14 protein-coding genes are annotated in these 14,073 nt (G+C 47.1%); 7 read left to right on the top strand and 7 right to left on the bottom strand.

Annotated elements, in window-relative coordinates; all coding sequences use genetic code 11:
* Nucleotides 1-6 precede the first annotated feature (6 nt).
* Nucleotides 7-1,017: an NADP-dependent oxidoreductase gene (locus HGH90_RS16905; RefSeq protein WP_169191599.1), complete on the bottom strand. Its 1,011-nt coding sequence runs from the start codon at nucleotides 1,015-1,017 to the stop codon at nucleotides 7-9.
* 139 nt (nucleotides 1,018-1,156) lie between these two features.
* Between HGH90_RS16905 and HGH90_RS16910 the strand changes: the two genes are divergently transcribed.
* Complete coding sequence (locus tag HGH90_RS16910) at nucleotides 1,157-2,020, top strand: neutral zinc metallopeptidase (protein ID WP_168763172.1); 864 nt, start codon at nucleotides 1,157-1,159, stop codon at nucleotides 2,018-2,020.
* Nucleotides 2,021-2,087: 67 nt separating this feature from the next.
* Here HGH90_RS16910 and pncB read toward each other — a convergent pair whose 3' ends face one another.
* Nucleotides 2,088-3,254: a nicotinate phosphoribosyltransferase gene (gene pncB / locus HGH90_RS16915; protein ID WP_168763173.1), complete on the bottom strand. Its 1,167-nt coding sequence runs from the start codon at nucleotides 3,252-3,254 to the stop codon at nucleotides 2,088-2,090.
* Between the two features lie 60 nt (nucleotides 3,255-3,314).
* On the opposite strand from pncB, the gene HGH90_RS16920 reads away from it, so the two are divergent.
* From HGH90_RS16920 to HGH90_RS16930, 3 genes are all read left to right on the top strand, one after another.
* Nucleotides 3,315-3,713: a GRAM domain-containing protein gene (locus tag HGH90_RS16920; RefSeq protein WP_168763174.1), complete on the top strand. Its 399-nt coding sequence runs from the start codon at nucleotides 3,315-3,317 to the stop codon at nucleotides 3,711-3,713.
* Between the two features lie 93 nt (nucleotides 3,714-3,806).
* Nucleotides 3,807-4,253 carry a DinB family protein gene (locus tag HGH90_RS16925; protein WP_169191600.1) on the top strand — a complete coding sequence of 149 codons (447 nt, stop codon included), beginning with the start codon at nucleotides 3,807-3,809 and terminating at the stop codon, nucleotides 4,251-4,253.
* Between the two features lie 4 nt (nucleotides 4,254-4,257).
* Nucleotides 4,258-4,899: a phosphatase PAP2 family protein gene (locus tag HGH90_RS16930; protein WP_169191601.1), complete on the top strand. Its 642-nt coding sequence runs from the start codon at nucleotides 4,258-4,260 to the stop codon at nucleotides 4,897-4,899.
* On the opposite strand, the gene HGH90_RS16935 is transcribed toward HGH90_RS16930, so the two are convergent.
* From HGH90_RS16935 to HGH90_RS16955, 5 genes are all read right to left on the bottom strand, one after another.
* Nucleotides 4,891-5,406, bottom strand: coding sequence for a hypothetical protein (locus HGH90_RS16935; RefSeq protein ID WP_169191602.1), 516 nt, complete (start codon nucleotides 5,404-5,406; stop codon nucleotides 4,891-4,893). The genes HGH90_RS16930 and HGH90_RS16935 overlap by 9 nt on opposite strands.
* A 430-nt stretch (nucleotides 5,407-5,836) precedes the next feature.
* Complete coding sequence (locus tag HGH90_RS16940; protein WP_211172652.1) at nucleotides 5,837-6,667, bottom strand: phosphatase PAP2 family protein; 831 nt, start codon at nucleotides 6,665-6,667, stop codon at nucleotides 5,837-5,839.
* Between the two features lie 56 nt (nucleotides 6,668-6,723).
* Nucleotides 6,724-7,242: an FUSC family protein gene (locus tag HGH90_RS16945; RefSeq protein ID WP_168763178.1), complete on the bottom strand. Its 519-nt coding sequence runs from the start codon at nucleotides 7,240-7,242 to the stop codon at nucleotides 6,724-6,726.
* Nucleotides 7,243-7,393: 151 nt separating this feature from the next.
* On the bottom strand, nucleotides 7,394-8,941 hold the full coding sequence (locus tag HGH90_RS16950) for a S10 family peptidase (RefSeq protein WP_247679827.1): 1,548 nt from the start codon (nucleotides 8,939-8,941) through the stop codon (nucleotides 7,394-7,396).
* 84 nt (nucleotides 8,942-9,025) lie between these two features.
* Entirely contained in the window at nucleotides 9,026-9,817 is a 792-nt protein-coding gene (locus HGH90_RS16955; RefSeq protein ID WP_168763179.1) for a helix-turn-helix transcriptional regulator, read from the bottom strand.
* An 86-nt stretch (nucleotides 9,818-9,903) separates the two neighbouring features.
* Here HGH90_RS16955 and HGH90_RS16960 point away from each other — a divergent pair, with 86 nt between their 5' ends.
* From HGH90_RS16960 to HGH90_RS16970, 3 genes are read left to right on the top strand one after another with little or no spacing between them, the layout of a single operon-like run.
* Nucleotides 9,904-11,238, top strand: a complete 1,335-nt coding sequence (locus HGH90_RS16960; protein ID WP_169191603.1) for a TolC family protein — start codon at nucleotides 9,904-9,906, stop codon at nucleotides 11,236-11,238.
* A 3-nt stretch (nucleotides 11,239-11,241) separates the two neighbouring features.
* Nucleotides 11,242-12,315: an HlyD family secretion protein gene (locus HGH90_RS16965; protein WP_168763181.1), complete on the top strand. Its 1,074-nt coding sequence runs from the start codon at nucleotides 11,242-11,244 to the stop codon at nucleotides 12,313-12,315.
* Between the two features lie 2 nt (nucleotides 12,316-12,317).
* Nucleotides 12,318-13,913 carry an MFS transporter gene (locus tag HGH90_RS16970; RefSeq protein ID WP_169191604.1) on the top strand — a complete coding sequence of 532 codons (1,596 nt, stop codon included), beginning with the start codon at nucleotides 12,318-12,320 and terminating at the stop codon, nucleotides 13,911-13,913.
* The last annotated feature ends 160 nt before the right edge of the window (nucleotides 13,914-14,073 follow it).

Below are 14,073 nucleotides of genomic sequence, written 5' to 3' on the forward strand. Positions count from 1 at the left end.
GTAAAATTACACTTTCACTACCATCTTACCGCTGTTTTTCCCGGAAAATAATCCCAGTAAGGCATTGGGTAACTGGTCGAAACCTTCTATTACTGTTTCGGTATATTTTATCTGGCCCGCTTTTATCCATTCCGACAGTTGTTTCACGCCCTCTCCGAACCGGGCGGAGTAATTACCGATCGTGAAACCCTGCATCAGCACACTCCGTGTAACCATGAGCGGCTGAATGCGCGGGCCAACCGGTACTTCGGTAACGTTGTACAACGCTATCTGCCCACACAGCGGCACCCTGGCGAAGAAGTTCAGATGTCTCATCACGGCATCGGAAATGTCGCCTCCCACGTTATCGAAATATACATCTATACCATTGGGGCATACGGCGGCAATGGCGGCATCCAGGTTAGGGTTGTCTTTATAGTCGATAGCGGCATCGAAATGAAAGGTATCTGTGAGCAGCTTTACTTTTTCCGCGCCGCCAGCAATACCCACCGCGCGGCAGCCCATTATTTTGGCGATTTGTCCTACGATAATCCCTACTGCGCCAGCAGCACCGGATACCACCACTGTTTCACCCGCTTTGGGTTTACCGATATCTACCAGGCCAAAATAGGCCGTTAGTCCCGGTACGCCCAGGAGGCCCAGGTAATAGGTAGGAGGAATGCTATGGTCAATTTTCCGGAGATGGGTACCTGGAAAGATAGCTGCTGTAGCCCAGGGAAGAAAAGGACGGGCGCCCGTAGCCATGACCAGGTCTCCGGTTTTAAATTGATCGTCCCGGCTGGTAATAACTTCCCCTACGCCTGCGCTCTCAATAGGCTCTCCTACCTGGAAGGGCGGGATATAGGATTTAGCGTCGTTCATACGGCCACGCATATACGGATCTACCGAAAAGTAAAGCGGTTTTACCAGTACTTCTCCATGCTGTGGCTCCCGGAGACTGCTTTTAACGGTGTTAAAGGTATGATCGTCTGGTAACCCCTGGGGACGGGAAGCCAGCAGGATTTGTTTAATTTGCATACGATGGTATTTTGGCGTTAATAAACGTGCTCCAATAATAACAGTACCGGGATGTTTTTGTTTAGCATAAAAGCCCTGCATATGAAAGAAAAATGTACATTCGGGGTAAGAAACTTCACCCTTAAATTTTAGATCTACTATGCGTCTTGATGATGAAGAAATGAGCGACAACGTCGAGAAACGTACCGGTGGCGGTATGCGCAATATTGGTATTGGCGGCGGTATCGGCGGTATTATCATTATAGTACTGGCGCTGCTCTTTAAGCAGGACCCTCAACAGGTGATGCAGGCCGTACAGCAAGCACAGGGTCCCGGCCAGGGACAGGGTACCTCTGAGAAGCTGACCAAAGAAAATGCATCACCCTTTGAAATCATGTCTTCCAAAGTATTACGCAGCACCGAGCGGGTATGGAAGCTGGAATTCCAGGAAAGGAACAAAACTTATGAAGTGCCTGGTATGGTATCTTTTGAAAAAGGAACAGAATCTGGTTGCGGCTTTGCAGAATCGGCCATGGGCCCATTCTATTGCCCGGCCGATCATAAGGTATACCTGGATGTTTCCTTTTTTGACGAGCTGGAACAACGTTTTGGGGTGAAGGGCGACTTTTCCAAGGCCTACGTAATTGCTCATGAGGTGGGTCATCACGTTCAAAATCTATTGGGCATCAGTGGGAAAATGCAGGCAATGCGTTCCCGGCTGAGCGAAAAAGAATATAACAAGTTGTCGGTGATGCTGGAACTGCAGGCCGATTTCCTGGCAGGAGTATGGGCCAGCCGCGCCAATAAAATCAAACCCTTCCTGGACCCGGGAGATATAGAGTCGGGGTTAAGTGCTGCCAGCGCCGTGGGGGATGATCGCCTGCAACAGGCAGCCACCGGGCAAGTAGTACCGGATGCTTTTACCCATGGCACCTCTGCTCAACGTATGTTCTGGTTTAAAAAAGGATTTGAATCAGGAGACGTTTCCCAGGGGGATACAGGTATTGGATTGGGAAGCTGGTAAATATTTAAAAGACTTTAAAATAAAAAATTGGTCACGTGATATCACGTGGCCAATTTTATTTTGAGATTTACATGGCCAGCATTTCCTTCGCCAATTCAATCATTTTTTCATCGCCGGTGTGTTTACCGTTTACATCAGAGAGTTTCACTACCGGCGTCCATCTGGGCGCGTCTTCCGGCAGAGCCTCGTACATTTTGATAACGATATTCAAGGCGGTAAGCCCTACGTCGTTAGTGAAGTTGGTGCCAATGCCGAACGACATGCCTATTTTACCGCGGCAATAGTCGGCAATATGCGCTACTTTATCATAATTCAGCCCATCTGAGAAGATGATCGTTTTGCTGAGCGGATTCACGCCCTTACTGATGTAATGGGCAATGGTCTGCTCTGCAAACAGGATTGGATCGCCGCTATCGTGGCGTACACCGTCAAATAGTTTCGCGAATTTTTTGTCAAATTGTTCGAAGAAAACGGCCGAAGTATAGGTGTCTGACAAAGCAATGCCCAAATCTCCCCGGTATACCTGTACCCAGTTTTCCAATCCCAGCATATTGGCCATTTTAAAACCGTATTTAGCCGCATGAAACATAAACCATTCGTGTGCATGGGTACCTACCGGTTTCACACCATTGCGCATGGCCAGGTGTATATTGCTGGTGCCGATAAAACATCCTTCACCATATTGCCGCAAGGCTTTCACTACCAGTTGATGTACTGCCAGCGAATGCCGACGCCGGGTGCCAAAATCGGCGATGGTAATGCCCATCTGTTTATATTTTTCAATTTTCTCACGGGTAATTCGGGTTACCTCAGCATCACTGACCCTTTGTTGCCCTGTGAGCTGATAATACAATTCACAGATCAGCGACATCAGGGGTACTTCCCATAGAATGGTTCGGTACCAGTATCCATCAGCGTGTACTTCCAGTTCTTCCCCATGCTGCGAAATATATACCTCGGAAGGATTGTAGCGGTATCCCTGGAGAAAATCGAGGTAGGTAGGATCCAGGTAGGGACAGGTGAGCTGCAGGAATTCTTTTTCTTCTGCCGTTAGCTGTAACTGGGCCATATCGTTCACCGCTGCTCTCAATGCCTCTGCAAAGCCAGGCGGAAACGAATGCTTGCCCCGGTTGATAAAGGTATAACGGGCGCGCGCCTTCGGAAACAGTTTAACCACTCCATGCTGCATGGTGAATTTGTAGAAGTCATTGTCGAGAATCGATGTCAGGATCATGGTCTGTTATTTAGATTCACAATAATATTATATTTTTGCGGCTAACCATATTGTTAATCAATGCAACGAACCATCAAAGTTAAATGGCCCCTTAACCCACAGGAAACCATTTTGTACAAAGTGAATGCAGTTTACATCAAGAACAGCTGGAATGCCAAGCAAGGTGCCTTGTATCTGACCAATGAACGAATTGTTTTTGAAGCTAAGCCGATGCTGATGTTTCTCTTATTTGGCGTTATTGGCTGGCTGCTTACCCGCAACAAGAAAGCGATCGAATTCTCCTTATCGGATATTACAGACTTCCAGAGAACTAAACATGGGTTCAACAAAAAAGTTGCCTCCTTTAGTGTAATCGATGGGGCTAACTATCGCTTTGGTATCGGCGGTAAGTGGGAGGCTTTTGATCTTGCCTACCAGAAAGCTATGCTGGATGTACAGCCACTCTTTAGTGTAAAATAGATCTTTCCCACTAGTACTGTTATATTTGACATGATTCACATTGCCGTTATGTCCTTTGCAGGGGCAATGTGAATCTTTCGCTATCTTTAGATTATGCTTACCAGTATTTTAATCAATTTATTTGAGCGGGATCTCAGCAAGCTGGAACAGGAGATCGCTGCTTATGAAACCCAGGAAGGCATCTGGAAGGTGCCCGCTGGTATCAGCAATTCAGCCGGAACCCTGTGTCTGCACCTGTGTGGTAATCTGCAACATTATGTAGGCGCCATACTTGGAAAGACAGGCTACCTGCGGGACCGTGACCGGGAATTCAGCGACCGGAACATTGCCAGGGAGGATTTGCTGGTATTGATAGGCACTACCCGCCGTGTTACATTAACCGTGATTGCCGACCTGACAGCGGAAGACCTGGAGAAAGTATACCCGGAGAAGGTATTCTCGGGAACCATGTTTACCGGGCATTTCCTGGTACACCTGTGCACTCATCTTAATTACCATCTCGGCCAGATTAATTACCACCGCCGTTTAACCCAGTCGTAAATTCATGCGTGTTTTTCTGGAGCGCTTTAAACAGGTATACCAGCGGCTAATACTTTTTTTATGGCCATTGATAACCGTGCTGCTGGGAATATTGCTCGCCCGCTTGACGGTGAGCAGAACTACTGCGTACTTTTTTATCAATCATTTACATACTACGGCGGGAGACCTTATATTTCCCTATATCACGGAATTGGGCAGTACGGTGGCTGCCATCTTGCTGAGCACAGCGTTGTTGGTATTTCGCAGGCGTATAGGTATGGTACTTGGTTCTGCTTATCTTTTTACAGCTGCCATTGGCGGCGTATTAAAAATATGGATTGGTTTTCCCCGTCCGCACCGTTATTTCGAACATCGTTTGCATGATATTTATTTTGTGCCTGGCGTACAAGTACTCGACAACTTCAGAAGTTTTCCTTCCGGTCATACCATTTGTGCTTTTACGGCAGCTACAGTATTGGCCTACTATGCCCGCAGCAAGTACTGGTCATTGCTTTACCTGGTGCTGGCTATGCTGGTGGGATATTCCCGCATGTATATGAGTCAGCATTTCCTGGAGGATGTGACGGCAGGCGCTATGATAGGCGTCTTTTTCACGATGGTCTGGCTAAGCATCTTTGGCGGAAAGGAAGAGCAGCTATCACGATAAAAGGTCCTTTCGGACTTCCATGGCCTGTATCAGGGAGTGCTGATGCTGGTGAAGGAGATCATTGCCTAGCATGGCAGGAGCTGCTTTCGTTTTTCCCTTGTAATGTACCGGCGCAGGTATATATCTTGCCCATAATATTTCATAACCGATATAAATCTGGTATTTCCCTTCCCGAACGTGATCGCTGTGTCCGAGCCGGCGCTCTTCGCCGGGCGCAAGGTTTTCAATCAGGCGCGCCTGCCGCGTGGTGCCCATCGCTGTGGTAATCACCTGATCTACCGCCACGGTCATAAATCGCTTATCCGACATATTTTTAACGCTACGGAGATATTTGGAAACACTGAATACGCTATTGGACGCGCCTACGATGCGTACGGTATGTATCGCATCTTCTCCAGGAACAGGTTTTAACCGTTTCCTTTTTATGCGGGCCTGTCGCAAACTACAGGTTCTGAAATGAATATACCATAGGGTGAAAAAGGAAAAAATAATGACCGGAACGTACATGTTTAACAGGTTTTGAGGGGAGGAGAAAGCAACACCGAGTAAGATTTACATCATTAACTACGAGAGGGGGTAGGGTGATATTTAAATGTTTAATTTGATAACACTAAAATAGCTGGATTCATTTATACAACTGTAAATCCAATGTTAACAAAAAACAGATTTACACACGATACGGTTTCTCATAGGGTTATTACAAGATGGATATTTTTTTTCACGTTAACAATTAAATCACAAAATTTATCGGCAGAATCCTGCAACTTTGTCACATTGCCAAAAACGGGTGTTTGTAGCCAGGTCAGCTTTAGGGGTTAACCCCCATATATTCCCCACTTAATACTTTTAAATTTTCTTTAATGCAACATTCGTGGTATCAAAAGCTTTTTGCGCTGGTGATTTTTCTTGTATAGGATATATTTATTATGTGTGATCATTAGCGGGGAAAGAAGATAAAGCTAAGTCCTGCGCTATGAAACTGCGGATTGTAATAGGGCATTACCACTTTATCTGCGTGTTCCCGTTTATCCTTAAACAGTTTTTGCTGCATCCAGGGATATACCCAGTAGGCCGCTTTAGTGCTTAAAATACCCAAGCCTGCTCCGGCTACTACATCGCTTACCCAGTGCTTATTGTTGTAAACACGTAATGCGCCGGTGGCAGCCGCCGCAGCGTATCCTGCTATGCCGTACCAGGGAGATACATCTTTATACTCCTGCCGGAGGAATTCTGCCGAAGCAAAGGCAGTAGCTGTGTGTCCTGATGGAAAAGAGAGAAAATCGGAACCATCGGGGCGTTCTTCATGTGTCCAGTGCTTGATCCCCTCGGTAGTACCTGCTGTAAACACGGCCGCCAGCCCGAGGATGATAGTACGGTCACGGAAGTTATGCTTACCGTGTATACCCAGGGCGTTCAGTGCATACACTGCTGCCACCGGCGAATATTGCAGGTAATTATCAATTTGCGTGCGGAAGGTTGGATGGTCTTCTTTTACTTCTGCCCTGGTGCTGGTATTCAAGTCCCGTAAGGTAGGATTGTTAAGTGCAATAAAGCCGTATCCCAGCATTGCAGCTGGTATAGCAATACCTTCTATGGTACTGTGAAAACGCTCAGGTGTCCGGCTTAACTGGCTGGGAGGGGGAACAGCTGTTACAATATGTGTTGAATCAACATGGGAAGGAAGGGAATCAATCTCCTGGGCTATTGCTTTGTCAGAGAAGGTAAAGGCGCCTAAAGCCAGTCCGGCTGAAAATATCATTTTCTTCATATCTCTCCTTAATCGCTCAAAAATAGCGGGCAATTCTGGAGGAAATCTGTACTTGCTTATTCGCCGCCACGATCCGGCGCCCTGGGGAGTATTATTTCTGCGGTTTGCCGGGTATACTTATTATGAAAAAGGAAAGTGATAACTAAGCCTAATAAACAACCGGCGAGCACCGATAATACCCTGGCCACTGCCGTGTCCCAGACGTGGGCGCCAGCTTCGTGCGTCATCACGATAATAGTAGCCGCCAACGCGGTCCGGGTAGCCGCTTCTAACTTCAATAAATTGCAGATCACTACAGTGATAAATACCGCGGCACACATCATCAGGAGCATATTGGGATGTACAAGTATCAACAGAAATCCCGAGATTGCGCCTACTACGTTCGCCTTTATACGTGTAACCGCCAACGTTACCGCATCTGAACCATCCGGCGACAACACCAGCATCACAGAAATTAATACCCAGATAATATCTTCATATCCTGTCAGCCAGGATAGCCCCAGTACTAATAGTACGCCTGTTACGCATTTTGCTGCATACGTCAGGATTCTTCTTATTCGTTGTCTATCCAACATGCTGCAATGATAGTAATTTTATCAAAGCTGAAAGCATACAGCGCAAAGCAAAAAGCTATTGCGGAGGATGATTAGAGCGAGTTTTAGATAGGTCGCTACATTCTTTTTCCACAATAGCTTTTTGCTTTGCGCTGTATGCTTTTAGCTCCCCTTAATATTTCGCTGGCTGACCCGACTTCGGCATCGATGCCTTAATAAAAGCGCGGATATCATTGTTGCCGGTGGAGAGGTCGTCTTTACGCAGGTACATCATGTGCCCGCTGCGATAGCCATGCCAGGAAAGCCGGTCTTTCAGACGGCCACCTGGATCCATTTGCCACATGCTGTATTTGGCATTGAAATAGTCGCAGGCGCCATCGTAGTAGCCCGACTGGATCATGACATGCAGATAAGGATTTGCAGCCATGGCCTGGCGCAGGTTCTCCCCGGTATTATCGTTGTTACTATCCCATGGATGCACAGGACCAAACATCAGGTATTTCAGGTCAGTCTTAAAATCGAGTTCCTGCCGCAGGTAGATATTGATGGCCGGTGTAAACGCATGCAGCCAGGAGGTAAGTTCTGCGTTGTAATCCGGGTTGCTGCCTGCATCTTCCCGGTCCATGCCGAGGTAGCGGGAATCGAGCCGACCTACCGTATAGCCTTTATCCCGCAGTAATTCTTTCCAGAAGAAACTGGGAGGTACGTTGAGGTTATGCTGCAATATCACTTTATCTGACAGACCGGAGTAGTGGGCCATTTTGGCGGCGATGGCCTTCCGTTGCTGATCGTCGAGGAAGCCTCCCTGGCTGATAGCGGGTATCAGTTCGTGAATGGTAAAATTTTCGACTTCTGGAAGTACAGCGGAAAGGTCTTTTTGCTGTAAATCGGCCGCCAGTGCCTTATGATACCAGGCAGTAGCCGCGAAGTAAGGGAGGCGTAAAGCGGCGTCCACGGGACCATTGCGCGATATCCCCAGTTCTGTTGGCGATACCAGGATGACGCCGTTCAGGTACATCCATTGCGCGTTTTGCAGTTCCAGCGCCAATCCCGATACCCGCGTGGTGCCATAGCTTTCGCCAATCAGGTACTTGGGGGATGCCCACCTGTTCTGGCGGGAAACAAAAGTATTGATCCATTCGGCCAGGTAACGGATATCAGCATTTACACCGAAGAACTTTTCACGGGGTACTTCTTTGCCGGTGATTCTCGAAAAGCCCGTGTTGGCAGGGTCTATATAAATGATATCTGCAATATCGAGAATGGATTCAGGATTTTCGTGTATACCGTAAGGTTGTACGGGATAACCTTCATCGTCGATGTTTAACAGCCGCGGACCGGTATAGGCAATCTGCATCCATACTGAAGGCGTACCCGGGCCGCCGTTAAAAGAAATAACCAGGGGGCGGCTTGCGCGGTCTTTGACATCTGTTCTTTCATAATAGGTATAAAACAGCCCGGCCAATACTTTCCCATCCTGGTCCCAAACGGGCTGGGTGCCCGCAATCGCCTTGTAGGGGATCTTCTGGCCTTTTACGGTAACATCGTGATACGTGGTGACCGTTGTATCCGGGTTGAGGATAACAGGCCCGTATGGCAGTACATTTTCTTTAGAAGATACCGGTGGCTTCGTGTTTTTTTGTTGTGCCTGTAGTCGTGGCAGTCCTAAAGTGCCTGACAGCAATAGCGATAGCATCAGTTGCTTACTCATTATGTTCATGGATCGGATCTTGATGGAGTTTAAAGATTATGCAAAAGCCGCATAAATTCAAATACTTTAGGATGAATGGAGGCCGCTGTCTGCCTATTGTTGAAAATCACTGGGTCTCCTGCCCACTAGTTTGAAGAAAGTATTGCTAAAGGCAGAAACACTGTTGTACCCAGTATCCCAGGCTATTTCGTTGATGGTTTTCTCTGTCTCCAACAGGTATCCCATCGCCTTGATCATCCGGGCCAGCTTCAGGTATTGAAAAAAAGAAATGTCCATGGTGGCACGGAAAAGGCGTGTCAGCGTTCGTTCACTGTAGTTGAATTCATGTCCCACCGATTCAAGGGTAAGCGGCTCAGCAAGGTTTTCCTGTATATACCTGAGTACCGGCTGCAACCGGAGATTATCGGTGGTTGGCAAGGTTATAGGCAGAGGTACCGAACTGATTTCGGGCAACATGTCCTTGATGGCCTTGATGAAGGTAAAGCGCTTATCGCCCGGCAATATGTCTCCGTCCCATTGGGCAGTATGTAGGATCATTTCCAGCAACAGGTTGCTCACCGGGTAAATGCCTGTCTTGGTATAAAACGGATCGTCCTGGTCTTCCAGCTCACTGAAAAAATAAATCGTACGCACAAAATTCGCCGGGTACCGGTGTTGAAAGTAATGTTCTACTCCCGCGGGCACCCACATGTAATGCCTGGCGGGCAGAAAGTAGGTTTTATCTTTTGTATATAAAAAAGCAGCACCGCCTTCAACATAGGTGAGCTGTCCTTTGTTATGCTTATGGGAGGAAAAATGATGTTCCGTTTTCCAATGCCATACATAGGCCGATTCCGGGATGGCATCAACAGCTTTTAATATCAGTTGTGGATCAAAATCACTCATTTGGCCGGATCTAACAATTTTATGGCAATTTATAGAAAATAAATTAACTAATCGGGTTGGAACTTTGCATCTTCATCACTATAAATATGTCTAGAATTACTAATAAGTGGCTGGCAGGAGGGGTGTTGATCGCACTTTTCACCACACAAACAGCCCTTAGTCAGGCCCCCGAAAAGAATACCCTAACGTTAACGGATGTATGGAAAAGAGCGGATGCTTACAACCGGCAATTGCAAATGCAGTATCTCCATGTACGGAGTATGGACGAACGTACCAAAGCAGCCAGGGATGAGCGTTTGCCAGAAGTGAAAGCCAATGGCTTATATGCGCGCGTATCCAATCTTGCCATCTACCAGGATGGATTATTACAGTCGCCCACGCAATATCCTGTTGTGCATGCTTATTACCAGTTTGGCGCCGATGCCTACCTGAATGTATATAATGGAGGGAAAACATCCCGGGAAATCAAGGCCAGGCAAACCGAGGCAGAATTGGCTACAGAACAGAAAAATCTTACTGTCACAGAAATACATTATAAAGCGGCGGCCGTCTATCTGGATGTCTATCGGGGACGGATGTACGAAAAAGTATTGTTACAGGATATCGCAGAAAGGGAAAAGCAACTGGAGGAAATCCGCCACCTGCAACAGAATGGCGTGGTATTAAAAAGTGACGTGCTCCGCGCAGAGCTGATGCTATCCAAACAAAAAATGACCCTGCTCGAAGTACGGAACGGAATACATATCTCTAACCAGCGCCTCAATATTATGATAGGCCAGCCAGACAGCAGCTATAACCAGTTATCTCTTGATACGCTGGTAGTGCCGCAAGCCCCGCTACGCAGCTACGAAGATTATCTCGCTGATGCTTACGAATATTCCTTCGCCTTTAAGATTTCAGAAAAGGAAACCGCATTGAGTGAATTGAAACTGAAGGACGTAAAAAGTAATATACTCCCCAAAGTGGGACTGTATGCAGAATACGCCTATACCTATCCCCAGATACTTTTTTATCCTTACTCCGTCGCATTATATGGATTGGGGCAAACAGGCGTGAAAGCTGCTGTTCCCATCTCTGCTTTTTACCAGAATAAGCATAAAAAACAGGAAGCAAAAATCAACCTGGAGCGCCAGGAAATAGAACACGCCGATACAAAGGACCAGGTTCGCCAGGAGGTACAGGCTGCCTATTTACGCTATACCGAGGCGTTGACACGCATCCAGGTGGCGAACGACAATATTACGCAGGCGAAAGAGAATTTCCGGATTGTCAATAATACCTATTTCAACCAGCTGTCGCTGCTCACGGATCTGCTGGACGCAGAAACGCAACTGCTGCAGTCCCGCTTTGACCTGACCACGGCGGAAGTAACCGCACAATTACAATACTATCAATTATTGAAAGCAACAGGCAACCTTTAATATATGAACAAGACGAACACCAACACCACTACCAACAAAACGGACATACTCATTTCCCGTATTACCACTATTATCGCTGCCATCGTAGTAGTATGCCTGGGTATTTGGGGGATAAACACCCTGTTGCAGCACTGGAAGTTTGAAGAAACCAACGACGCACAAATCGACGAATACATTAACCCTGTTGTAGCCAAGGTAACCGGTTATATTGAAGAGATCCGCTATGAAGAAAATCAGGAAGTAAAAAAAGGGGACACGTTGATTATCATAGATAACAGTGAGTATGCTGCACAACAACAGGAAGCAGAGGCCTCGCTGCTCAACGCCCGTGCGCAGGTATCCGTACTGGAAAGCAATGTCACTACCTCGGCTCAGACAGCCAGGGTATACGAATCACAGATAGCTGCAGCCAGGGCAAAACTCGTAAACCAGGAACAGGAATACGATCGTTACAAGAAATTATATGATGTAGAATCCGCTACCAAACAACAATTGGAGAAAGTAGAGGCCGCGCTGGCGGTGGCCCGTTCCGATTACAGAACCGCCCAGGATGCTTACCAGGCGTCCCTGGCTAAGATCAATGACGCCAAAGTACAGCAGAGTGCCCTGAATGCAGAAATAAAGAGGAGAGAAGCTGTAGTGACTAAAAATGATCTTAATGTATCCTACACTATTATTACAGCGCCCTATAATGGTAAAATGGGGCGCCGCACCATACAACCCAGGCAGTTGGTGCAGGCAGGGCAGGTCCTGGCTTATATTGTAGACTGGGAAGCCGGCAAATGGGTAGTGGCTAATTTCAAAGAAACGCAGATCCGCCATATGAACATTGGCGAAACCGCCAGCATAGTCGTAGATGCTTTCCCGGGGAAAAAACTCACCGGAAAAATAGAATCGTTGTCCGCCGCTACTGGCAGCCGGTTTTCGCTGCTGCCGCCGGACAATGCCACCGGTAATTTCGTGAAAATAGCCCAGCGTATTCCAGTACGTATTCGCCTCAACGGTACACCTGAGGAGCTGAAGCAGCTGTCTGCCGGAATGAATGTAAATGTGTCGGTTGCAAAAGAACGTCAATAGTCATGGGGCAGAGTAAACAGATATTTCGTTCCTGGGTGCCTGAATGGCTCATCCGGCTAACTATTTTCCTGGTGCTGTTTCCGACAGTGATGCTATTTGCGTTATCGACTGCTAACGTGAACGCAGCTACGGGGTTTTATGGCGCCGAGCCCCAGGATATCCAATTTTCCATGCTCCTGTATTATGCCGCCCTCGTGGCTTTTACCCCATTGGAAAAACGCTTTTTCAGCCGCATCGCCACCAAAGAATATTTCCTGATTTGTTTGGTGTTGCAGGTAATTGTTACTTACTGGTGTTATCATACCAGGGAAGTGACAGTACTTTTTATCTGCCGTTTTTTACAGGGGGTTCTTAACTGTGGCGTCACCAGTATCTGTTTAACATTATTGTTTAGCCGGCTGAAATCGGAGCATGCCCGTGAAACCGGGTACGCTATTTTTTACGGGATGATTCTTTGTTCAGGATCTCTAACATCGCTGATTACCGCTCCGCTGGTAGACGATTTTGAGTACAATATGTTGTATAAGATGGTTATTTACACCTTTGTACCGGGAGCTACCTTGTTATTGTTGTTGATGAACAGGGTGCACCTGGTGCGCCGGGTACCCCTTTACCAGCTCGACTGGACCAGCTTCTTCCTATATGCGCCCATGCTTATTTTGTTAGGGTATATATTGATTTACGGGCAGCAATATTACTGGCTGCAGGACCCCCGGATTGTTGGAAGCGTTATTGGTATTGTATTGCTGACCGCTACATTTGTCGTTAGGCAATTGCATCGCAAGCGCCCGTTCATTAACATGGAAGTATTCAGATCCAGGTCGTTTGTATTTGGAATTACCTTACTGGGCGGCCTGTACCTGATCCGGGGGGCCTTTAACATCACCACCAGCTATTTCTCCAATGTATTAGGTATGGACCCCTTGCATACCTATGAGCTGTTGAGCTATAACCTGGTAGGGATTGTGATAGGCGCTACCATAGCAGCGAGGCTGGTTATAAAAAAGCGTCCTTTACAATTCATCTGGTTGGTAGGCTTTTTCCTGCTACTGGTATTTCACAGTGCGATGTACTTCCTGTTTACATCTGAGGTTGACGAGGCGACTTTCATACTTCCTCTGATGCTACAGGGGATGGGTGCAGGGATGTTGCTTACGCCGATCGTATTGTTTATTATTTCATCGGTACCGGAAGCCATTAGTGTATCCGCTTCCACCGCAGGCGTATTTATCCGTTTTACTTTTTTTGGATTGAGTACGGCGCTGATCAACTATTTTTCGCTCTATTTTACCAGGACGCACGCCATGCGACTCAGCGACGGCGTATCCAGGGTAGATAATGGTTTGGCAGAACGCTTACAAACTTACCAGTCTGCACTCCAGTCACGGGGATTAATGGCTGATCAGGCGGCGCGGCTAGCACCCGGTTTATTGGACAAAGCTATCCAAAAACAAACCTTCCTGAAATACGCGATGGATTACTATGAGCTGATCTCCATCCTGATAATGGTGTTGATGCTCTTAATTGTGATAACGCCCTATATCAGTCGCACCAGCATTAACGTAAAAGCAAAACAGCCTGCGGCGGCTACAGTATAGGTTAAACGTATGCTATTCTTGTCATGCGTATGTGTGACAGGAGTAGCCGGAAGGAATAGATCCTGTATCTTTACTGGAAGCAGGACCTATATCATGAAAAAGCTGTTGATAGCTGTGAGAGGTTAGGGCTTATGTTGTTTCAAGGAGGCAACTAAGCCTT

It is taken from the genome of Chitinophaga sp. Ak27 (genome assembly GCF_012726295.1).
GTDB lineage: Bacteria > Bacteroidota > Bacteroidia > Chitinophagales > Chitinophagaceae > Chitinophaga.